The organism is Streptomyces sp. NPDC043896, from assembly GCF_056435605.1.
The window spans coordinates 75591-96658 of the sequence record NZ_JBWKEE010000004.1; the positions used below are offsets into that span (position 1 = coordinate 75591).

The 21068-nt window shown below is 72.1% G+C and carries 17 protein-coding genes; 12 read left to right on the forward strand and 5 right to left on the reverse strand.

Annotated features, from left to right (window positions below):
* Nucleotides 1-24 precede the first annotated feature (24 nt).
* Nucleotides 25-1995 carry an ATP-dependent DNA helicase gene (locus AC069X_RS06865; RefSeq protein WP_478725894.1) on the forward strand — a complete coding sequence of 657 codons (1971 nt, stop codon included), beginning with the start codon at nt 25-27 and terminating at the stop codon, nt 1993-1995.
* A gap of 105 nt (nt 1996-2100) precedes the next feature.
* On the opposite strand, the gene lexA is transcribed toward AC069X_RS06865, so the two are convergent.
* Entirely contained in the window at nt 2101-2892 is a 792-nt protein-coding gene (gene lexA / locus AC069X_RS06870) for a transcriptional repressor LexA (protein ID WP_478725896.1), read from the reverse strand.
* A gap of 615 nt (nt 2893-3507) precedes the next feature.
* Here lexA and nrdR point away from each other — a divergent pair.
* From nrdR to AC069X_RS06885, 3 genes are all read left to right on the forward strand, one after another.
* Nucleotides 3508-4023 (forward strand): transcriptional regulator NrdR, encoded by a 516-nt coding sequence (gene nrdR / locus AC069X_RS06875; protein WP_478725898.1) that lies wholly within the window; start codon nt 3508-3510, stop codon nt 4021-4023.
* 136 nt (nt 4024-4159) lie between these two features.
* Nucleotides 4160-7054, forward strand: a complete 2895-nt coding sequence (locus tag AC069X_RS06880; RefSeq protein WP_478725899.1) for a vitamin B12-dependent ribonucleotide reductase — start codon at nt 4160-4162, stop codon at nt 7052-7054.
* Nucleotides 7055-7253: 199 nt separating this feature from the next.
* Nucleotides 7254-7991 carry a hypothetical protein gene (locus AC069X_RS06885; RefSeq protein WP_478725900.1) on the forward strand — a complete coding sequence of 246 codons (738 nt, stop codon included), beginning with the start codon at nt 7254-7256 and terminating at the stop codon, nt 7989-7991.
* A 58-nt stretch (nt 7992-8049) separates the two neighbouring features.
* Here the strand turns inward: AC069X_RS06885 and AC069X_RS06890 are convergent, their stop codons facing one another.
* Entirely contained in the window at nt 8050-9009 is a 960-nt protein-coding gene (locus tag AC069X_RS06890; protein ID WP_478725902.1) for a DUF1152 domain-containing protein, read from the reverse strand.
* Nucleotides 9010-9076: 67 nt separating this feature from the next.
* Between AC069X_RS06890 and AC069X_RS06895 the strand changes: the two genes are divergently transcribed.
* The 4 genes from AC069X_RS06895 to AC069X_RS06910 all read left to right on the forward strand — a co-directional run bounded on the left by AC069X_RS06895 (nt 9077) and on the right by AC069X_RS06910 (nt 12270).
* Nucleotides 9077-9973, forward strand: a complete 897-nt coding sequence (locus AC069X_RS06895; protein ID WP_478726352.1) for an arylamine N-acetyltransferase family protein — start codon at nt 9077-9079, stop codon at nt 9971-9973.
* A 32-nt stretch (nt 9974-10005) separates the two neighbouring features.
* On the forward strand, nt 10006-10611 hold the full coding sequence (locus tag AC069X_RS06900; RefSeq protein ID WP_007266991.1) for a YdbC family protein: 606 nt from the start codon (nt 10006-10008) through the stop codon (nt 10609-10611).
* Nucleotides 10612-10684: 73 nt separating this feature from the next.
* Nucleotides 10685-11344: a histidine phosphatase family protein gene (locus tag AC069X_RS06905; RefSeq protein ID WP_478725904.1), complete on the forward strand. Its 660-nt coding sequence runs from the start codon at nt 10685-10687 to the stop codon at nt 11342-11344.
* 11 nt (nt 11345-11355) lie between these two features.
* Nucleotides 11356-12270, forward strand: coding sequence for an ADP-ribosylglycohydrolase family protein (locus AC069X_RS06910; protein ID WP_478725906.1), 915 nt, complete (start codon nt 11356-11358; stop codon nt 12268-12270).
* Between the two features lie 142 nt (nt 12271-12412).
* On the opposite strand, the gene AC069X_RS06915 is transcribed toward AC069X_RS06910, so the two are convergent.
* Nucleotides 12413-13966, reverse strand: a complete 1554-nt coding sequence (locus tag AC069X_RS06915; protein WP_478725908.1) for an MFS transporter — start codon at nt 13964-13966, stop codon at nt 12413-12415.
* 141 nt (nt 13967-14107) lie between these two features.
* On the opposite strand from AC069X_RS06915, the gene AC069X_RS06920 reads away from it, so the two are divergent.
* The 3 genes from AC069X_RS06920 (at nt 14108) to AC069X_RS06930 (ending at nt 16275) form a co-directional block, all read left to right on the forward strand.
* A complete protein-coding gene (locus AC069X_RS06920; protein ID WP_478725910.1) occupies nt 14108-14713 on the forward strand; it encodes a TetR/AcrR family transcriptional regulator in 606 nt (201 codons plus the stop codon).
* A gap of 126 nt (nt 14714-14839) precedes the next feature.
* Nucleotides 14840-15550 carry a ribonuclease HII gene (locus tag AC069X_RS06925; RefSeq protein WP_478725912.1) on the forward strand — a complete coding sequence of 237 codons (711 nt, stop codon included), beginning with the start codon at nt 14840-14842 and terminating at the stop codon, nt 15548-15550.
* Between the two features lie 59 nt (nt 15551-15609).
* The gene (locus AC069X_RS06930; protein ID WP_478725914.1) at nt 15610-16275 is read left to right on the forward strand and encodes a hypothetical protein; all 666 of its coding nucleotides are present in this window, start codon (nt 15610-15612) and stop codon (nt 16273-16275) included.
* 368 nt (nt 16276-16643) lie between these two features.
* Here AC069X_RS06930 and AC069X_RS06935 read toward each other — a convergent pair whose 3' ends face one another.
* Both AC069X_RS06935 and AC069X_RS06940 read right to left on the reverse strand, forming a co-directional pair.
* Nucleotides 16644-17273 carry a hypothetical protein gene (locus AC069X_RS06935; protein ID WP_478725916.1) on the reverse strand — a complete coding sequence of 210 codons (630 nt, stop codon included), beginning with the start codon at nt 17271-17273 and terminating at the stop codon, nt 16644-16646.
* A 215-nt stretch (nt 17274-17488) separates the two neighbouring features.
* Nucleotides 17489-19648, reverse strand: coding sequence for a RecQ family ATP-dependent DNA helicase (locus tag AC069X_RS06940; protein WP_478725917.1), 2160 nt, complete (start codon nt 19646-19648; stop codon nt 17489-17491).
* 124 nt (nt 19649-19772) lie between these two features.
* Between AC069X_RS06940 and AC069X_RS06945 the strand changes: the two genes are divergently transcribed.
* Complete coding sequence (locus tag AC069X_RS06945; protein WP_478725919.1) at nt 19773-21032, forward strand: DUF4192 domain-containing protein; 1260 nt, start codon at nt 19773-19775, stop codon at nt 21030-21032.
* Nucleotides 21033-21068: the final 36 nt, after the last annotated feature.

A 21068-nucleotide genomic window follows, 5' to 3' on the forward strand; every position in this document is an offset into this window, starting at 1 on the left:
GCGCCCCGTAGGGTTGGCAGTGCTATGACGAAGCCCTCCCTCCCCGACCTGCTGCACGCCGCCGTCTCCGCCGTCGGCGGTACGGAGCGGCCCGGCCAGGTGGCCATGGCCGAAGCCGTCGCCGAAGCGATCGACGACAACTCCCACCGGCTGATCCAGGCCGGCACCGGCACCGGCAAGTCCCTCGGCTACCTGGTGCCCGCCCTCGCGCACGGCGAGCGCGTCGTCGTCGCCACGGCGACGCTCGCGCTCCAGCGTCAGCTCGTCGAGCGTGACCTGCCGCGCACCGTCGAGGCGCTGCACCCGCAGCTGCGCCGGCGGCCGCAGTTCGCCATGCTCAAGGGCAGGTCCAACTACCTGTGCCTGCACCGGCTGCACGAGGGGGCTCCGCAGGACGAGGAAGAGGGCCTCTTCGACCAGTTCGAGGCGGCCGCCCCGACCAGCAAGCTCGGCAAGGACCTGCTGCGCCTGCGCGACTGGGCGGACGAGACCGAGACGGGCGACCGGGACGACCTCACCCCCGGGGTCTCCGACAAGGCCTGGAGCCAGGTCTCGGTCTCCTCCCGCGAGTGCCTGGGCGCCACGAAGTGCGCCTACGGGGCCGAGTGCTTCGCCGAGGCGGCCCGTGAGCGTGCCAAGCTCGCCGACGTCGTCGTCACGAACCACGCGCTGCTCGCCATCGACGCCATCGAGGGCGCCCCCGTCCTGCCGCAGCACGAGGTGCTGATCGTGGACGAGGCACACGAGCTGGTCTCCCGCGTCACCGGCGTCGCCACCGGCGAGCTCACCCCGGGGCAGGTCAACCGGGCCGTGAAGCGATCCGCCAAGCTGGTCGACGAGAAGATCGCGGACGCCTTGCAGACCGCTTCGGAGACCTTCGAACGCGTGATGGAGCTGGCGCTCCCGGGCCGGCTGGAGGAGATCCCGGAAGACCTCGGCTACGCGCTGATGTCCTTGCGCGACTCCGCGCGCACGGTGATCTCCGCGATCGGTGCCACCCGGGACAAGTCCGTCCACGACGAGGACGCCGTTCGCAAGCAGGCCCTGGCGGCTGTGGAGAACGTCCACACGGTGGCCGAGCGGATCATGAACGGCTCCGAGTACGACGTCGTCTGGTACGAGCGCCACGACCGTTTCGGCGCCACCCTGCGGGTCGCCCCGCTCTCGGTCTCCGGGCTGCTGCGCGAGAAGCTGTTCGAGGACCGCTCGGTGGTCCTCACCTCCGCCACCCTCAAGCTGGGCGGCGATTTCAATGGCGTCGCGGCCTCGCTCGGCCTCTCACCGGAGGGGGTGGAGGGAGAGGGCGTGCCCGTGTGGAGCGGCCTGGACGTCGGCTCCCCCTTCGACTACCCCAAGCAGGGCATCCTCTACGTCGCCAAGCACCTCGCCACTCCCGGCCGCGAGGGCACCCGTGGCGACATGATGGACGAGCTGGCGGAACTGATCGAGGCGGCGGGCGGCCGCACCCTCGGCCTCTTCTCCTCCATGCGCGGCGCCAAGGCGGCGGCCGAAGAGCTGCGAGGCCGGCTCGACAACCCGATCCTGCTCCAGGGCGAGGAGACGCTGGGCGAGCTGATCAAGACCTTCGCGGCGGACCCGCGGACCTGCCTGTTCGGCACGCTCTCCCTGTGGCAGGGCGTGGACGTGCCGGGCCCCAGCTGCCAGCTCGTGATCATGGACCGGATTCCGTTCCCGCGTCCCGACGACCCGCTCATGAGCGCCCGCCAGAAGTCCGTCGAGGAGAACGGCGGCAACGGCTTCATGGCGGTGGCCGCCACGCACGCCGCCCTGCTGATGGCCCAGGGTGCGGGCCGGCTCGTACGGGCCTCCGGCGACCGCGGGGTCGTCGCGGTCCTCGACCCCCGGCTGGCCACGGCCCGGTACGGGAGCTTCCTGCGGGCCTCACTGCCCGACTTCTGGTACACCACGGACCGCAACCAGGTCCGCCGCTCGCTGGCCGCCATCGACGCCGGCGCGCAGGCCGACGGCAAGTAGGGCACCGGTACGGCGGGGCACCCACTGCGGGCGCCTGCGGGCATGCAACAGCTCCGGGACCGGCGCAGTGGGTCCCGGAGCTGGCTGAGGGGCGACGGGTCGGTGTCAGACCCGTCGCAGTACGGCGACGACCTTGCCGAGGATCGTCGCCTCGTCGCCGGGGATCGGCTGGTAGGCGGCGTTGTGCGGGAGCAGCCACACGTGCCCGTCCTCGCGCTTGAAGCGCTTGACCGTGGCTTCGCCGTCCAGCATCGCGGCGACGATGTCGCCATTCTCCGCGACGGGCTGCCGGCGGACGGTGACCCAGTCGCCGTCACAGATCGCGGCCTCGATCATGGAGTCGCCGACGACCTTGAGGACGAACAGTTCGCCGTCACCGACGAGCTGGCGCGGGAGCGGGAACACGTCCTCGACGGACTCCTCGGCCAGGATCGGCCCGCCGGCCGCGATCCGGCCGACCAGGGGCACGTAGGAGGCGGCGGGCTTGCCGGTGGTGTCCGTGGGCTGCGAGCTCGGCTGGTCCGAGCCGCGTACCTCGTAGGCGCGGGGCCGGTGCGGGTCGCGCCGCAGGAAGCCCTTGCGCTCCAGGGCCATCAGCTGGTGCGCCACCGACGAGGTGCTGGACAGGCCGACCGCCTGGCCGATCTCGCGCATCGACGGCGGGTAGCCGCGCCGCTGCACGGAGTCCCGGATGACCTCGATCACCCTCCGCTGCCGGTCCGTGAGTCCGGAGCTGTCGGCGCGGATGCCTGGAGGTCGCCCTGGCAGGGAGCGCGCGGGGCGCACGGCCTCCGCCTCCTGGTTCTGACTTCCGTCATTCATGGCATGCACCGGCTCGAGTCGGCTCTGGGAGCGGTTCTGGGCAGTGATGGTGGCACTGTCTGCGGTGGTGGTCACGTCGGCCCCTCTCGAAATGTTCTCCCTAGCTGGACAACGGTAGTTGCTTTCGAAAGGTTGCGCCAAACACACGTTCGAGTGAAAAAACGCGAATCGCCCGCCTGGGCTATATCGGTAGGTGTATGGGTGGCCGTCGATGCGGGTGGCCGGTCCTGCGGGGTGTCCGCGCGTCCGGCACGTCCGGGGGGTGTCCGTGCGTCCGGCGGGGCGCGGAAGCGGCCGGTTCCGGCCGTGTCGCGGAGGTCAACCGGAATGCGTTCGGCACCGGTCTGGCCGAACGCGGGTTCGGCTTCGCGTCCGCTCCTTACGGTACCCTTCCCGGTTGGATCGGCCATGCCCGGGCGGGCCCCGGCGCTGCGCCCAGTGTGGCACCGCGGGCTCCGGTATCCGGCCATCGGACACCGCGACACGCGGAGTGGCGTAAATCCGGCACAACCCAAGATCTAGTGGTTGGATGGGCGCGGCCGCCCAGAAGTTGTGGTCCTCGGTCGGTCGAGGTCCCCGGCATCGCATATGCTTGTGGCTGCTTCACGAGCCCCCGGCGAAGACTCGCTCTCCGTCGTTGAGGGGCTCCGTGGGGTGATTCAGTCGTGCCAAGAGGAGGGTGAGGGAACCATGCACTGCCCCTTCTGCAGGCACCCCGACAGCCGGGTCGTCGACAGCCGCACCACGGACGACGGAACGTCGATCCGCCGGCGCCGTCAGTGCCCCGACTGCTCCCGTCGCTTCACGACGGTGGAGACGGCCTCGCTGATGGTGATCAAGCGCAGCGGGGTCACCGAACCCTTCAGCCGTACCAAGGTCATCTCCGGCGTCCGCAAGGCGTGCCAGGGACGGCCGGTCACCGAGGACGCCCTCGCCAAGCTCGGCCAGCGGGTCGAGGAGGCGGTGCGCGCCACCGGGAGCGCCGAGCTGACCACCCACGACGTGGGTCTGGCCATACTCGGCCCGTTGCAGGAGCTCGACCTCGTCGCGTACCTGCGGTTCGCATCCGTTTACAAAGCGTTCGACACCCTTGAAGACTTCGAGACCGCCATCGCGGAACTGCGCGAGCCGCGGCCTCATCCCCATGAGTGCGGGCCCGGAGGGACCTCCTCGGTCGTCCCCGTGCCCGCCTCCGCCGCCGACTGACCGCTCGGGGCCGCAGTGCAGTGCGGTCCGGCCGGCCGGCAGGGCGAGATTCGTAGATACAAGACACACAGCACTGTGCCGCGGAATAACGCTGGCACTTTAGGGCGTTTTTGCCCGCATATGGGAGGCAGGCGGCATGACAGAGACGGCGAGCAGCTCGGCACGTGGTTCCCGCGCCAAGGGGACCAAGGCCGCCAAGGGCGGCCTGACGATCGAGCGCATCCACACCACCCCCGGCGTGCACCCGTACGACGAGGTGAACTGGGAGCTCCGTGACGTCGTCATGACGAACTGGCGCGACGGTTCGGTCAACTTCGAGCAGCGCGGCGTCGAGTTCCCCGACTTCTGGTCGGTGAACGCGGTCAACATCGTCACCAGCAAGTACTTCCGCGGCGCCGTCGGCACCCCGCAGCGCGAGACCGGTCTGAAGCAGCTGATCGACCGCATCGTGAAGACCTACACGAAGGCCGGCGACGACCACGGCTACTTCGCCTCCCCGGCCGACTCGGAGATCTTCGAGCACGAGCTGACGTACGCGCTCCTGCACCAGATCTTCAGCTTCAACTCCCCGGTGTGGTTCAACGTCGGCACGCCCCAGCCGCAGCAGGTCTCCGCCTGCTTCATCCTCTCCGTCGACGACTCCATGGAGTCGATCCTCGACTGGTACAAGGAAGAGGGCATGATCTTCAAGGGCGGCTCCGGCGCCGGCCTGAACCTCTCCCGCATCCGCTCCTCCAAGGAGCTCCTGTCCTCCGGCGGCAACGCCTCCGGCCCCGTCTCCTTCATGCGCGGCGCCGACGCCTCCGCAGGAACGATCAAGTCGGGCGGCGCCACCCGCCGCGCGGCCAAGATGGTCGTCCTGGACGTGGACCACCCGGACGTCGAGGACTTCATCGCCACCAAGGTGAAGGAAGAGGAGAAGATCCGCGCCCTGCGCGACGCGGGCTTCGACATGGACCTGGGCGGCGACGACATCACGTCCGTCCAGTACCAGAACGCCAACAACTCCGTCCGTGTCAACGACGAGTTCATGACGGCAGTCGAGAACGGCACCGAGTTCGGCCTGCGCGCCCGCATGACCGGCGAGGTGATCGAGAAGGTCGACGCCAAGGCGCTCTTCCGCAAGCTCGCCGAGGCCGCCTGGGCCTGCGCCGACCCGGGCATCCAGTACGACGGTGTGATCAACCACTGGCACACCTGCCCCGAGTCCGGCCGCATCACCGCGTCCAACCCGTGCAGCGAGTACATGCACCTGGACAACACGTCCTGCAACCTCGCCTCGCTGAACCTGATGAAGTTCCTCCACGACGACGGCAAGGGCAACCAGTCCTTCGACGCGGAGCGCTTCGCCAAGGTCGTCGAGCTGGTCATCACCGCGATGGACATCTCCATCTGCTTCGCGGACTTCCCGACCCAGAAGATCGGCGAGAACACCCGCGCCTTCCGCCAGCTCGGCATCGGCTACGCCAACCTCGGCGCCCTGCTGATGGCGACCGGCCACGCCTACGACTCGGACGGCGGCCGTACCCTCGCCGCGTCGATCACCTCGCTCATGACCGGCACCGCGTACAAGCGCTCCGCCGAGCTGGCCGCCATCGTCGGCCCGTACGACGGTTACGCCCGCAACGCCGACTCGCACAAGCGCGTCATGAAGCAGCACGCCGACGCCAACGCCGTCGCCCCCCGCACCCAGGACCTGGACAACGCGATCTGGGCCGCGGCCACCGAGGCCTGGCAGGACGTCCTGCGCCTCGGCGAGAAGAACGGCTTCCGCAACGCCCAGGCCTCCGTCCTCGCACCGACCGGCACCATCGGTCTCGCGATGTCCTGCGACACCACCGGTGTCGAGCCGGACCTGGCCCTGGTCAAGTTCAAGAAGCTCGTCGGCGGCGGCTCGATGCAGATCGTCAACGGCACCGTCCCGCAGGCCCTGCGCCGCCTGGGCTACCTGGAAGAGCAGATCGAGGCGATCGTCTCCCACATCGCCGAGCACGGGAACGTCGTCGACGCCCCCGGCCTGAAGACCGAGCACTACGAGGTCTTCGACTGCGCGATGGGCGAGCGCTCTATCTCCGCGATGGGCCACGTCCGCATGATGGCCGCGATCCAGCCCTGGATCTCCGGCGCGATCTCGAAGACGGTCAACATGCCGGAGTCGGCGACCGTCGAGGAGATCGAGGAGATCTACTTCGAGGCGTGGAAGCTGGGCGTCAAGGCGCTCGCGATCTACCGCGACAACTGCAAGGTCGGCCAGCCCCTCTCCGCCAAGAAGAAGGAGGAGGAGAAGGCCGAGATCACCGAGAAGGCCGAGGAGACCATCCGCACGGCGGTCGAGAAGGTCATCGAGTACCGCCCGGTCCGCAAGCGCCTCCCCAAGGGCCGCCCGGGGATCACCACCTCCTTCACGGTCGGTGGCGCCGAGGGCTACATGACCGCGAACTCCTACCCGGACGACGGTCTGGGCGAGGTCTTCCTGAAGATGTCCAAGCAGGGCTCGACCCTCGCGGGCATGATGGACGCCTTCTCGATCGCCGTCTCGGTCGGTCTGCAGTACGGCGTCCCGCTGGAGACGTACGTCGCGAAGTTCACCAACATGCGCTTCGAGCCGGCCGGTATGACGGACGACCCGGACGTGCGCATGGCCCAGTCCATCGTCGACTACATCTTCCGTCGCGTGGCGCTGGACTTCCTGCCCTTCGAGACCCGCTCGGCGCTCGGCATCCACTCCGCCGAGGAGCGTCAGCGCCACCTCGACACCGGCTCGTACGAGCCGCTCGAGGAGGAGCTCGACACCGAGTCCCTCGCCCAGTCGGCCCCGCTCGCCGCGGTTCCGGCGGCTTCCGCCCCCAAGCCGGTCGAGATCGTCCCGGTCCCGGCCCCCAAGACGGCGCACAGCAACGCCGAACTGGTCGAGATGCAGCTCGGCGTCTCCGCCGACGCCCCGCTCTGCTTCTCCTGCGGTACGAAGATGCAGCGCGCCGGCTCCTGCTACATCTGCGAGGGCTGCGGCTCCACCAGCGGCTGCAGCTGACGACGGGCGGAACCCTGTCGGACGTGACATCCGACCGGGTCCGCGGGAGTAGCTGACCAGCAGCTCACGAAGGGGACCGGCCCGAGGCCGGTCCCCTTCGCCGTGCCCGTGACCGCAGGTGCGGCCGGCGTGCCCGCTCCGCTCCGCGCCCGGCGGAAACGCGGCTGACGACCGCTGCCGACTCCGGGACCATCGGGCAGTGACCTCAGAAACGCACGAGCTGTTCCTCCGCGTCGTCGTGCCGCCGGGCGGGACCAGTGTCGAATGCCGACCGGTCGTCGACGGACGGGACATCCTGGCCGACGTGTTCGACGACGGACCGGCAGGGGACCCTGGCCGTCTCCTGGGCCCGCACGCGCCGCTGAAGGCGACCGGCGTCCCCCGTGAGGTGCGCCTCGCCGAGGCCGAGTGCACCGAAGGATGCTGCGGTGCCGTCTACGTCACGGTCAGGCGCGAAGGGCCGCACGTGATCTGGAGCGGCTGGCGCAACCCGGATGAACAGGGATTCGAACTCCCCGAGTTCCGGTTCGACGCGGACCAGTACGCGGCGGAGGTCCACCGTGCCATGACGGACCACAGCTGGGAGTGGCAGGCCCGGACGGTCGCCAGACTGCTGGAGGAACGGCTCCGTCAGCACCCCGACTGGCTCACGACGTGGGACTGCGAGCTGTACGCCGTCTCCGCCTGGCCCTGGGCGCGCGACCGGATCACCGTGCTCCTCTTCCACCCCGGCTCGTCCGCGATCGGGGAGGGACGCCCGTGGCTCCAGTTCAGGATGACCCTCCCGATCTCCGGCGACGACCCGGCCGACCAGGTCGACCGGCTGGAGGCACGTCTCACGGCCGAAGACCCCCGTGAGGTCGCCGAGATCTGCGGAGGTTCGCCGGAGTTGGCCGACCGGCTCGGCTACCCCTGGCCCGGGGCCGGGCCCGGGTGACGTGGACGGGCGGGCCGCCCGGGACGGGGCCGCCGGGGACGGGGCCGGCCGGCCTCCGTCAGTGGGGGATCACGCGGGAGGGCCGGGTGACCAGTTCCTCCCGGAACTCCGCGATCCTGGAATGGACCTGCCGCATCAGGTGGGTGTCCTCGATGCGGTCCAGGTAGAGGCAGCGGTCGGCCAGGCCCCGCAGCTCGAAGGCGAAGCACAGCGACATCAGCGGGTTCACGAAGAGCTCGCTGCCGCTGGTGCGTTCCGTGAACCGCACGTCCCCGAAGGAACCGCGGACGGCCGCCGCGATCGAACCCGCCACGATGCTCGGACGGTCCGGCGTGTGCGCCTGGGCGTGGGCGACCGCGTCGAGGAAGAGGGCCCCCTCGCGCGTGGCCCGGGGTATCGAGAACGCGCCGAGGTACGCTCCGTCCCGCTCCAGCGCCGCGATGTTCTCCAGCACGAGGGCGTGGCTGACCCCGTGGTACGCGTCCACCCCGAACCCGACCGACACCACGAGCCGTTCCGGTACGTCGTCCAGCCCGGCCAGTGCCGCCACGCTGGTCATGTCCTCCTCGGGCGTGCCGAGGCCGGCCTCGTCGCCCCGCATCAGGATGTCGGTGCCCCCGTCGACCAGCACGACGGCGTCGATCCGGTGGAGGTCGATCAGGGACCGGTAGGCGGCGCGCAGGGGCTGCACCCCGACCTGCGGGAAGGCGTGCACCGTCGAGGGGTATCCGTGCAGCCGGAGCCAGCGCGCGAGGGTCCGTTCGGGGAAGTAGGACAGGTGGGGCCCGGAGTCGGGGGTCACCACGGCGAGGTCCGGAGCCGCCCAGTCCTCGGCGGGCAGACCGGCGAGGGTGCTGAAGGAGAGGTTCGCGAGGTGGACCTCCTTGCCCTGGTGCAGCAGCGAGAGCGCCACGGGCAGGCCCGAGTAGATGTCGAAGCCCCCTCCGGCGCCGGCGACGAGAATGCGCTCCGCCGTGGCCAGCCGGGCGAAGAGCGGATTGGTGTGCAGGGCTGTCATGGCGATCATTGTGCGGGGCCCGGACGTGCGCGGGCACGGGGATTTCACGGCGGGGGAGTGGAGAGCCATGTGGAGCGGTGACGAACTGGACCTTGACGCGTACCTGGCCCGGATCGGGCTCGGGACGGGCGCGCCGCCCGAAGCGGGGACCGGGACGGGGCCGGGGACCGGGACGGGGCCGGGAACGGGAAGGGCCGTGCGGGAACTCCGGGCGGACCTCGGGACGTTGTTCGAAGTGCACCGGGCTCACACCGCCACCATTCCCTTCGAGAGCCTGGACGTCCTGCTCGGCCGCCCCGTCGCGCTGGAGGTCAAGGCCATCGAGGACAAGCTCGTGCGCGCCCGCCGAGGGGGCTACTGCTACGAGCAGAACTCGCTGCTGGCCGCTGCCCTGGAGCGGATCGGCTTCGAGGTCTCCGGGCGCGGTGCCCGCAACCGCACCCGGGGCGAGTCCCTGCTCGCGGTGACGCACGCGATGCTCGTCGTCACCGTCGAGGGCGAACAGTGGCTCTGCGACGCCGGGTTCGGCTACATGGGCCCGCGCGAGCCCGTGCCGCTCGCGCGGCCCGGCACCGAGGTGCGCCAGGGCGCGTGGTCGTACGCCGTTCACGAGGAGGAGGGCGGCGTCCTCGTACTCCGCGCCCGCCGCGGGGACGCCTGGCGGGACCTCTACGCCTTCTCCCCGCAGCGGTACCACCCCGTGGACTACGTCGTGCTGAACCACTACAGCTCCACCCACCCCCGGTCCTCCTTCGTGGGGCGGACCCTCGTCCAGCTCCCGGGCGACACCGTGCGCAAGACGCTCGTCGGGCGTGAGCTCATGCGGCTCCACCCGGACGGGAGGACCGAGCGGGAGCCCGTGCCCTCCGACGGGCTGATCGCCCTCCTCGACCAGGAGTTCGGGCTTCGGCTGCCCGAGCGGGATGCGGCGGAACTGGTACGGATCCACCGCTCCGGGGACTGACCGGGGCCGCGCCCGGCCCGTACGATGGCGCGGTGCTGGTCAAGTGGATTCGCTGCACGGTGACGGACCGACGCGGGTTCGAGCGCGGGCAGCGCAAGTGGGCGGGGCTGCCCGGCGAACCGGGATTCCGGGGGCAGGGCGGCGGCTGGAGCAGAGGCCGGCAGGGGGTCGCGCATGTCTTCGCGTTCTGGGAGAGCCGTTCCTTCTACGACTCCTTCATGGCCCGCTCCCACGACAGACTGGCAGCCTCGCAGAACGGCACCTACACCGACGCGCGCGTCACGCTCTTCGACCACCGCTTCGACGTGAAGACCGGCTTCGAGCCGCGCTTCAGCGACGCCGACGTGGTCAGGGTCGCCCATACCCGGGTCCGGGAAGGGCGCGTGGACCACTTCGCGCTGATGCAGGAGAAGGTGTGGAACCCCGCGATGGCGGGTTCGCCCGGAATGATCCGGGGCCTGTTCGGGGAGGCGCCCGGCCGGGAGTTCCTGGTGCTGTCGATGTGGCGGGCGGCGGCCGAGCACGGCAAGTACCGGCAGGAACGGGTGGAGCGGCTCTCGCTGCGCGCCCAGACCGAGGCCGACGTGGAGGCCCTCACCGGGGACGTCGTCGACCTCGAACCCGGCTGGACGGTATGACCGTAGGACGAGCATCGCTCCCGGGCGGCATGCCCGGGACGTACCCGCCCCGGCGGCCGCATAGGGTCGGGGGATGGTTCGACCACGGCGCATCGTCCTTGTCCGGCACGGGGAATCGGAGGGAAACGTCGACGACACGGTGTACGAGCGGGAGCCCGACCACGCCCTGCGGCTGACCCGCACCGGCCACGAACAGGCGGCGGCTGCCGGGGAGCGGCTGCGCGAACTCTTCGGCCAGGAGAGCATCAGCGCCTACGTCTCCCCCTACCGCCGCACCCTGCAGACCTTCCGGGAGCTGCGGCTGGACCCCTCGCGGGTACGGATGCGCGAGGAGCCCCGGCTGCGCGAGCAGGACTGGGGGAACTGGCAGGACCGCGACGACGTGAAGCTCCAGAAGGCCTACCGGGACGCGTACGGGCACTTCTTCTACCGCTTCGCACAGGGCGAGTCGGGCGCCGACGTCTACGACCGGGTCGGTTCCTTCCTGGAGAGCCTCTACCGCAGCTTCGAGGCCCCCGACCACCCCGAGAACGTGCTGCTCGTCACCCACGGACTGACGATGCGGCTCTTCTGCATGCGCTGGTTTCACTGGTCGGTCTCCGAGTTCGAGGCGCTGTCCAACCCGGGCAACGGCGAATTCCGCGTTCTGCTGCTCGGACCGGACGGCCGGTACCGGATGGACCGCCCGTTTGAGCGGTGGACCACACCCGAGCCTTATGACCTGGACGGCTAAAGTGACGCGCGATGACAGCTGACTCCAACCCCGAAACGCGTTACGCACGCGCCCTGTCCAGCCTCCGAGGGCTGGCAGTGGGGGACGCCCTGGGCTCCCAGTACTTCGTTCCCGTCAACTACCCGCTGCTGAAGCGGCGCGAGCTGCCCGCCGGCAGCGAGCCGTGGCAGTGGACCGACGACACCGAGATGGCCTGCTCGGTGGTGGCCGTGCTCGCGACGCACGGCCGCATCGACCAGGACGCGCTGGCAGCCTCCTTCGCCGACCACCACGACTTCGACCGCGGCTACGGGCCCGCTGTGAACCGGATGCTGCGCCTCGTCCGGGAGGGCGGGGACTGGCGCACGCTCGCCGCCGAGCTCTTCAACGGGCAGGGCTCCTGGGGCAACGGCGCCGCCATGCGGATCGCCCCGGTCGGCGCCTGGTACGCCGACGACCCCGAGCAGGCCACCCACCAGGCGGAGATCTCCGCCTACACCACCCACCAGCACCGCGAGGCGGTGTGCGGGGCGATGGCCGTCGCCGCCGCGGCCGCGCTGGCGGCGTCCCCGGCCGGGGTGCCGACCGCCGAGGAGCTGCTGGACGGAGTGATCGCGCTGGTGCCGCGCAGCGCCGTGGGCGCCGGCGTGCGCCGGGCCCGGGACATGCTGGACTACGGCGACGCGAACACGGTCGCGGCGGTGCTGGGCTGCGGGCGGCGCACGAGCGCCCACGACACGGTGCCGTTCGCGCTGTGGTCGGCGGCCCGGGCGCTGGGCGACTACGAGCGGGCGTTCTGGACGACCGCCCAGGTGGGCGGTGACGTGGACACCACCTGCGCGATCGTCGGCGGGGTGCTGGGCGCGCGCGGCGAGGCGGCGCTGCCGCAGGCGTGGCTGGACCGGACCGAGGCGCTTCCGGCGTGGCTGCCCGGCCTGCCCGCCTGAGGGATTCCGGGAGCTGACGGCGCCCGGCCCGGTGGCGCCGGTGCCGGGCGGCGGGGTGCCGGGCGCGGGGGTTGCTCCGCGCCCGGTGCTCCTCGTACGTCATGACCGGCGGCGGCCGTACGGCTGGTACGCGGCCGTCTGCTCAGGCCGCCGGGCCGGCCTCGGCGGCGGCTCCGCTGAGGGCCTCCAGGTCGCTCTTGCGCACCCGGATCACCAGCAGCGCGGTGGCCAGGGCCAGGCCGGCCATGGCGACGGCGGCGATGAAGGCGCTGGAGATGCCCTGGGTGAGGACGAGGTCCCCCCAGGGGTCGGGCAGCTGCCCGGTCTCCTTGAAGGCGGTGAGCTGCGCCGGTTCGGCGTGGGCCGCGAAGTCCGGGACCTGCTGGGCGGCTTCGTCGCGCCCGGCCGTGCCGAAGACGGTGACCAGGATCGACAGCCCGAGCGAACCGCCCACCTGCTGGCTGGCGTTGAGCAGCCCGGAGGCCGCGCCCGCCTCCTGCGGCGCCACGCCGGACACGGCGGTGAGGGTGAGGGTGACGAAGTTGAGGCCCATGCCGAAGCCGAAGAGCAGCATCGGGCCGAGCACCCCGGACAGGTAGGTGCTGTCGGTCCGGATGAAGGTCAGCCAGGCCAGGCCGATGCCGGTGAGCGCCGAACCGGTGACCATGAACGGTTTGGGGCCGAGCCGCGGCAGGAGGCGCTGGGAGAGCCCGGCGGCGGCGATGATCGCCACCGTCACCGGCAGGAAGCCGACGCCGGACTGGATCGGGGAGAAGCCCAGGACGTTCTGTACGAACTGGACGATGAAGAAGAACATGCCGAACATGGCGGCGGCGAGACCGAGCATGATCAGGTAGGTGCCGGCGCGGTTGCGGTCGGCGAACATCCGCAGCGGGACGATCGGTTCCGCCGCCCGGGACTCGATGAGGACGAACAGGCCGAGCAGGACGACGGCGGCGGCGAAGGAGCCGAGGGTCAGGGTGTCCCGCCAGCCGTCCTCGGAGGCGCGGATGAACCCGTAGACGAGCGCGGCCATGCCGCCGGTGGAGGTGAGCGCGCCGGCCGCGTCGAAGCGGCCGGGGTGGCGTTCGGACTCGTTGATGTAGAGCGGGGCGAGGACCGCGATGAGCACACCGATCGGCACGTTGACGAAGAGGACCCAGCGCCAGTCGAGCCACTCGGTGAGCATGCCGCCCGCCAGCAGGCCGACCGCGCCGCCGCCCGCGGACACGGCGGCGAAGACCCCGAAGGCGCGGTTGCGGTCGGGGCCTTCGGCGAAGGTCGTGGTGATGAGGGCGAGTGCGGTCGGTGAGGCGATGGCCCCTCCGACGCCCTGGAGGGCGCGGGCCGCCATCAGCTGCCAGGGCTCCTGGGCGAAGCCGCCGAGCAGGGAGGCCAGGGTGAACAGCAGGATTCCGGCCACGAAGACCCGGCGCCGGCCCATGATGTCGCCGGCCCGGCCGCCGAGCAGCAGCAGGCCGCCGAAGGCCAGGGTGTAGGCGCTGATCACCCAGGAGAGGTCGGTGGTGGAGAAGGAGAGCGCCGTCTGGATGTGCGGGAGCGCGATGTTCACGATCGTCGCGTCGAGGACGACCATGAGCTGGCTGGCCGCGATGACGGCGAGTGCCACCCCCGGACGCCCGGGCCGTCGGGCTGCCCCCGGTATCCGGGGCGTGGCGAGTTGAACGCTTGTCACTGTGGATCCCCCCGAAGTGAAATAGTGAACGCATTCGTTCACTGCGGGTCCACGGTAGGAGCCCGGATGTAGGGAACGCAAGCGTTCACTAAGGCTGAAAACACGCGCGGGAGACGCGCGGGCGGGTCGGAGGTATGGGGCATGACGGATTCGGGCTGGCCGGAGGGGGCGGCGCCGGGGCGCAGAAGGGGGCCGGTGCTCGAACGGGCGATTCTGGACGCGGCGCTGGAGCAGCTCGGCACCGTCGGCTGGAACGCCCTCACCATGGAGGCGGTCGCGGCCGGCGCGCGCACCGGCAAGGCGGCCCTCTACCGGCGCTGGTCCTCCAAGACCGACCTGGTGGCCGAGGTGCTGCGGGACGGGCTGCCCGATCTGGGGGAGGTCGCCGACCACGGATCGGTGCGCGAGGACCTCTACCGGCTGTGCGTGCGGATGCGGGACGTCATGCGCTCACGGGCGGGCGTCGCGCTGCGCGCGGTCCTTCACGAATGCGACCACGCTCACGCCGAGCGGTTCCGTGAGGTCATCTGGAAGGGGCTGCACGAGCCGGCCCACGAGGTGATCCGCGAACTGATCCAGCGCGGAATGGAGCGGGGAGACGTGCGGGCCGACGCCACCAGCCCCCTGCTCACCGACGTCATCCCGGCGATGCTCATGTACCGTGCAAAGGTGTGCGGAAGCGAATGGCCGGATGTCGAGATCGCGGAGATGATCGACGGGCTGGTGGTGCCGATGCTCCGGGCGTGAAGCTTCGGGGACGCCCCGCCGGAGGCCTGCGGGCGGGTGCGCGTGGACCCGTACGGGCGCCCCGGCGCCGCTAGCCCCGGGCCGGGGTGTGCAGGCGGCCCGGGGCGGCGTAACCTTGCTGGCGCCATGCCGTACGAAGCACCCACCCACACCGTCGAGCGCTCCCTCCGTGCAACCACCGGCGCCAAGGTCATCGCCGGGGTCGACGAGGTCGGACGAGGGGCCTGGGCCGGTCCCGTCACCGTCTGCGCGGCGATCACCGGTCTGCGCCGGCCGCCCGAGGGGCTCACCGACTCCAAACTGCTCACCCCGAAGCGGCGCGACGCGCTGCTCGAGGTCCTGGAGGGCTGGGTCACGGCACACGCGCTCGGACACGCCTCCCCGGAGGAGATCGACGAGCTCGGGATGACCGCGGCCCTGCGGCTCGCGGCGGTCCGCGCGCTGGACGCCCTCCCGGTGCGGCCCGACGCGGTGATCCTCGACGGCAAGCACGACTACCTCGGCCCGCCCTGGCGGGTCCGTACGGTCATCAAGGGCGACCAGTCCTGCATCGCCGTCGCGGCGGCCTCGGTGATCGCCAAGGTCCGGCGCGACCAGCTGATGGCCGGACTCGGCGAACCGGGCGACGGCACGGAGGAGTTCGCCTTCGCCGCCAACGCCGGCTACCCCTCGCCCGTACACCGGGCCGCACTGGAGGAACGCGGGCCCACCGCGTACCACCGGCTCTCGTGGTCGTACCTCGACGCGCTGCCCCAGTGGCGGCACTTGAAGAAGGTGCGCCGCAGCGAGGAGGCCCTGGAGCTGGAAAACGGAGGCCAACTCGGCTTCGATTTCTGATCGCACCCACGTGCCACCGACCGGTACGTTTCGTACCGGTGTTTGATAGACATCAACTCATGCCTCTCACCCCCGCCATCGAGGAGCCTCAGATTCACGAGAGTGCCCAGGGTCCCCGCGTCACGCCGGCCGCGAGCCGCACCGCGCAGACCCCCCGCCCTGTACCTGGTCCGCGTCCCGTAGCCGTTCCCCGGCCCGGGCGCCCCGGTCCCTCCCCCGCGGCGGCCGGCCGCGCGGGCGTCGCCCCCCGGCCCGCTCCGCCCGCACAGCGCGCGGCGCAGGCCACCCCCGGACCCGTCCCCTCGGCCCCCGCCGCGCCGTCCGTCTCGGCGGCGGTCCCGCAGGTCCAGCTGATCCCGGCCTCCGCCGAGGGCGCGCTGGACGCGGCCGAGGAGGCCGTGGACCTGCTGCTCGACACCGGGCGCGCGCCCGGCGACATCCTGGTGATCACCACCGGCGACCCGCACCCGTGGGCCGCGCACGAGCTGTCCTTCGGCGAGGCCTCCTACTGGGCCCAGCACGACGCCGGGGACGACGTCTTCTACGCGGACGCGGCGCACGTGCAGCGCGCCGCCGGCCGCCCCGTCGTGGTCTTCGCGGCCAACGGCGGACCGGCCGGGGCCACCGCCACCGCACTGCCGGTGGCGCTCGCCCGGGCGGCCGCGCTGCTCATCGTGTGCGGCGACGTCAACCAGATCAACTCCGTGCTGGGTGCGGGCGTCTGACGCCCCGCATCCCGCGCGGGCGAGGGGCGGGGCGGGCCGGGAGCCGGCCCCGCTGAAGTCCCGAAGCCCGACCAGCCGTACCCTTCCGCGGGAGTACGGCGGGAGTACGGCCGTGAGGGCTGCCCCCGCCCGTCAGGGACGGTGCGCGGGGCCTTTCGCCGGCGTACGAGCTCCGCTGCCCGCGCCGGGGGTTCCGGGGCACCAGCGCCCGTGGCCCCCGCCGTCGGCGGCGGTTCGGCGTACGCGGTTCTGCGTGTGGGCGTTCGGCGTGTGCGGTTCTGCGTGTGGCGGTTCGGCGTACGCGGTGGATCAGCCTGCGGTTTCGGCGTGCGGCGGTTCTACGTGCGGCGGTCGGCCTGTGCGGTGGATCAGCGTGCGGCGGTCCGGCGCAGCGCGTCCGACGTGCCGCCCACCGTGCTCAGGGTCAGCGGCGCGAGCTCCGGGGTCAGCGAGCCCAGCGGCTCGGGCCGGGAGTCCGAACCGGGCCGTCTCCCGCCCCGGCCCTCGCCGAGCACCTGCCAGCCGCCGCGGGTCAGCGTGATGTACGCGCCGCAGCGCAGCCCGTGCAGGGTGCAGGCGTCGCGCAGCCCCCACATCCAGGCGCCGTCCTCCTCGGTCCAGCGCTCGTCGCCCTCACGGCAGTACATCAGCACCGCCGTACGGACCGGGGTCCGCCGCCGCAGGTCGTGCGGGATGACCCGGCGCAGCCGCGACAGCAGCGCGTTGCGGTAGTCCCAACCGTCCACCGAAGCGGACTTCTGCACGAACGAGGCGCTCGCCACGAGCTGCTCCTCGGGACCGAGCACGGCTATGACGGCGGTGGACGGAACCGGGCTGTGCCGGGAATGCAGCCCGCTCACCACCTCGCGCGGATTGCGGAGCAGGGGAACCCCCGCCGCCGTCCACTCGGAGGGTTCGAGCAGTCTGCCGTGCCGGCTTGCGCCACCGGCCGCCGCTGCCAGTGACGTGGTCGAGGACGGGGCGAATCCGAAGGTCACGGTCCTCCCTTCGGGTACACGCCCGCGTACGGGCACGGCTGAGGTGTGGGCGCGCCGCAGCGCGGCCCAGGAGAGTGCCGACGAGCCGAGCGGGAGCACTCCGATTCTCGCGTGGCCCGCGAGGATGGGGCAATGAGCATTTGCGGCCGCGGACCGGAATTCGCCGGTATGCCGTTCATATCCTTGCCCCGCCACGCCGTAGATGACGCATTCCGCTAGGGCTGGAGCGCCAGCACCAGCGGAAACACCTCCCCGGCCCCCGACCGCCGCAGCAGCCGGGCGGCCACCGCGAGGGTCCATCCGCTCTCCGCGCGATCGTCGACGAGGAACACCGGACCCTGGGCCCCGGCAAGGCTGGCCGCCAGAGCCGGCGGCACGGTCAACGCCTGGTGGAGCGCGCGGACCCGCTGGGCACTGTTCGACGACGGCAGCCCGAACTGCGGCGCCTGATCCGTGTATTCCAGCGCTCCCAGCAGCGGGATCCGCCCCACCTCGGCGATCCGCGCGGCCAGGGACCCGACCAGCTGCGGGCGGCTGCGCGAAGGCAGCGCGACCACACCCACGGGCCGGGCGGGAGCGTCCGCGGCCCCCGAGGCCCAACCGCCGGGCCCCCGGGCCCAGTCGGCGAGCACGGCCACGACCGCTTGGGCGACATCGTCCGGAACCGGCTGATCGGCCGCCTGCTGGGCCAGCATGGGACGCAGCCGGTTGCCCCAGCCGATGTCGGACAGCCTGCCCAGGGCCCGCCCGGTCGAGGCCTGCTCCCCGGCCTGGATTCGCCCCTTGAGGTCCACACCCACCGATGCGAGCCCGGTCGGCCACATCCTGCGCGGTTCCAGTTCCACCCCGGGGCGGCCCAGTTCGCCCCGGGCGGTGTCGAGCGCGGTGCCGGAGACGTCCGCGGTGAAGCGGGCGCCGGAGCAGTTGTCACAGCGGCCGCACGGGGCGGCCTCCTCGTCGTCGAGCTGGCGGCGCAGGAACTCCATCCGGCAGCCGGTGGCCGCCGCGTAGTCCCGCATCGCCTGCTGTTCGGCCGCCCGCTGCCGGGCCACCCAGGCGTAGCGCTCGGCGTCGTAGACCCAGGGCTCACCGGTGGCGGTCCAGCCGCCCTTGACCCGGTGCACGGCGCCGTCCACGTCGAGCACCTTGAGCATCGTCTCCAGCCGGGTGCGGCGCAGGTCCACCAGCGGCTCCAGCGCGGGCAGCGAGAGGGGGCGGCCCGCCTGCGCCAGCACGTCCAGGGTGCGGCGCACCAGCTCCTCCGGCGGGAAGGCCACCGAGGCGAAGTACTGCCAGATCGCCTCGTCCTCCCGGCCCGGCAGCAGCAGCACCTCGGCGTGCTCGACACCGCGGCCGGCCCGGCCGACCTGCTGGTAGTAGGCGATGGGGGAGGAGGGCGAACCGAGGTGCACCACGAAGCCGAGGTCGGGCTTGTCGAAGCCCATCCCCAGGGCGGACGTCGCCACCAGGGCCTTGACCCGGTTGGCCTGGAGGTCGCTCTCCGCCTGCTCGCGGTCGGCGTTCTCCGTCTTGCCGGTGTAGGAGGAGACCGTGTGCCCGCGGTGACGGAGGTAGGCCGTGACCTCCTCGGCGGCGGCCACCGTCAGCGTGTAGACGATGCCCGAGCCGGGCAGCTCGTCGAGGTGGTCGGCGAGCCAGGCCAGCCGGTGCGCCGCGTCGGGAAGCGCCAGGACGGCCAGGCTCAGGCTCTCGCGGTCCAGCGGGCCGCGCAGCACCAGCGCGTCCGTGCCGGCTCCGGTGCCGAGCTGCTCGGCGACGTCGGCCGTCACCCGGGCGTTGGCGGTGGCGGTCGTCGCCAGCACCGGGACGCCCGGCGGGAGGTCGGCCAGCATCGTGCGCAGGCGGCGGTAGTCGGGACGGAAGTCGTGCCCCCAGTCGGAGATGCAGTGCGCCTCGTCGACCACCAGCAGGCCCGTGGCGGCCGCCAGCTTCGGGAGCACCTGGTCGCGGAAGTCCGGGTTGTTGAGCCGCTCCGGGCTGACCAGCAGGACGTCGACCTCGCCCGCGGCGACCTCGGCCTGGATGCCCTCCCACTCCTCGGGATTGGCGGAATTGATGGTGCGCGCGTGGATGCCCGCCCGGGCGGCGGCCTCGACCTGATTGCGCATCAGCGCGAGCAGCGGGGAGACGATGACGGTCGGGCCCGCGCCGGCCGCCCGCAGGAGGGACGTCGCCACGAAGTAGACCGCGGACTTGCCCCAGCCCGTACGCTGGACGACCAGGGCCCGGCGCTTGTGCGCGACGAGAGCCTCGATCGCCCGCCACTGGTCCTCGCGCAGCCGCGCGGTGCCCGTGGGGTCGCCCACGAGGCGGGCGAGTACGGAATCGGCCGAGGACCTCAGGTCTGCGTTCATGCCCCCATGCAACCCGATGGCTCTGACATCGCGCCAATGCGGCTCCGGACCTGTGGAAATTGAAGATCGAACGAGTTATCCACAGGGGTTTCCGGATCGGAGCGGGCGCGGGACCTTCGGACCCATGACGACGAACGAAGAATCGCGCAGCCCGTCCGGACGGCCTTCCATCAGCCCCTCCGGAGTTCCCACCGAACCCCAGATCACCCTGCGCAGCCCGGCCGAACTGGCCGACGCGCTGCCCTACATGCTCGGCTTCCACCCCACCGACTCCCTCGTCATGGTGGCCGTGCACGGAGAGAACGGCCGCTTCGGCGGTCGGCTCCGCGTCGGGATCCCCGACGCACCCGCCGAATGGGAGGACACCGCCCGCCAGGTAGCCGAATGCCTGATCCGGGGCAGCGAACGGCGCGGCGGCAAGCCCGACGGCATCGTGGTCTTCCTCTGCCGGGACCCCAGGGGAGGCGAGAGCGGGCAGCGGGTCATGACCCGGCTGCGACCGCTCGCCCAGCGGCTGCGGATCGCCTGCGGCGCCCTGGACGTGCCGGTGCTGGAGGCCCTGTGCCTCTCCGCCGGCCGCTACTGGTCCTACACCTGCGGCGACGCCGGGTGCTGTCCGGCGGAGGGCAACCCGCTGGCCCCGGCCGGCACCTCGGTGATGGCCGCCGCGGCCACCTTCGCGGGGCTCCAGGTCCGGGGCTCCCTCAAGGAGATCGAGGGCCGGCTCGCTCCGCTCGGCGGGTCCTGGGCCGCCGAGCAGGAAGACGCCCTGGAGCGGGCCGCCACCGCCCTCGTGCCGAGGATCCTCGACGGGGCGACCCGGGAGGAGGTCGGCGCGGAGACCCTCGCCCTGGCCCGCACCCTGATGCGACGACTGACCCTGGCCCCGCCCGCCGAGGGCGGTCCCCGCGCCGACGACTGGGACGACGCGCTGCTCGGCCACGACGAGGCCGCCGCCGTGATCCTGGGCCTCCAGGACCGCGAGATCCGCGACATCGCCGCCGAATGGATGGAGGACGAGGAGGCCGCCCCTGCCCTGAGGCTGTGGCGGGCCCTGGCCCGGCGCTGCGTCGGGGCCTACGCGGAGCACGCCGCCGCACCGCTCACCCTGGCCGGCTGGGTGTCGTGGTCCACCGGGGACGAGCCGACGGCCCGGATCGCGTTCGGGCTGGCCCTGAGGGCCGATGCCGAGTACCGGTTCGCGCAGCTCCTCCACCACGCCTGCAACGAGGGCATCGACCCGGAGGGCCTGCGGCAGTGCCTGCGGGAGGAACGCAGGCGCCGCGAACCGGGCCGCAAGAGGCCCGCCGGGACCACCCGCCCGCCCGGCCGCCGCACCGGGCAGCGCCGCGCTTCCCGCCGCACCGAGGGGAGCGGGCAGTGAGCCCCCGCCGGGCCGTCGACCGGGGCGCCGGTGTGC

Bases quoted from the DNA above. Each gene is read 5' to 3' on its own strand.
- AC069X_RS06865 (WP_478725894.1), top strand. From the start codon at position 25: ATGACGAAGCCCTCCCTCCCCGACCTGCTGCACGCCGCCGTCTCCGCC.
- nrdR (WP_478725898.1), top strand. From the start codon at position 3,508: ATGCACTGCCCCTTCTGCAGGCACCCCGACAGCCGGGTCGTCGACAGC.
- AC069X_RS06880 (WP_478725899.1), top strand. From the start codon at position 4,160: ATGACAGAGACGGCGAGCAGCTCGGCACGTGGTTCCCGCGCCAAGGGG.
- AC069X_RS06890 (WP_478725902.1), bottom strand. From the start codon at position 9,009: ATGACAGCCCTGCACACCAATCCGCTCTTCGCCCGGCTGGCCACGGCG.
- AC069X_RS06895 (WP_478726352.1), top strand. From the start codon at position 9,077: ATGTGGAGCGGTGACGAACTGGACCTTGACGCGTACCTGGCCCGGATC.
- AC069X_RS06905 (WP_478725904.1), top strand. From the start codon at position 10,685: ATGGTTCGACCACGGCGCATCGTCCTTGTCCGGCACGGGGAATCGGAG.
- AC069X_RS06910 (WP_478725906.1), top strand. From the start codon at position 11,356: ATGACAGCTGACTCCAACCCCGAAACGCGTTACGCACGCGCCCTGTCC.
- AC069X_RS06920 (WP_478725910.1), top strand. From the start codon at position 14,108: ATGACGGATTCGGGCTGGCCGGAGGGGGCGGCGCCGGGGCGCAGAAGG.
- AC069X_RS06925 (WP_478725912.1), top strand. From the start codon at position 14,840: ATGCCGTACGAAGCACCCACCCACACCGTCGAGCGCTCCCTCCGTGCA.
- AC069X_RS06930 (WP_478725914.1), top strand. From the start codon at position 15,610: ATGCCTCTCACCCCCGCCATCGAGGAGCCTCAGATTCACGAGAGTGCC.
- AC069X_RS06940 (WP_478725917.1), bottom strand. From the start codon at position 19,648: ATGAACGCAGACCTGAGGTCCTCGGCCGATTCCGTACTCGCCCGCCTC.
- AC069X_RS06945 (WP_478725919.1), top strand. From the start codon at position 19,773: ATGACGACGAACGAAGAATCGCGCAGCCCGTCCGGACGGCCTTCCATC.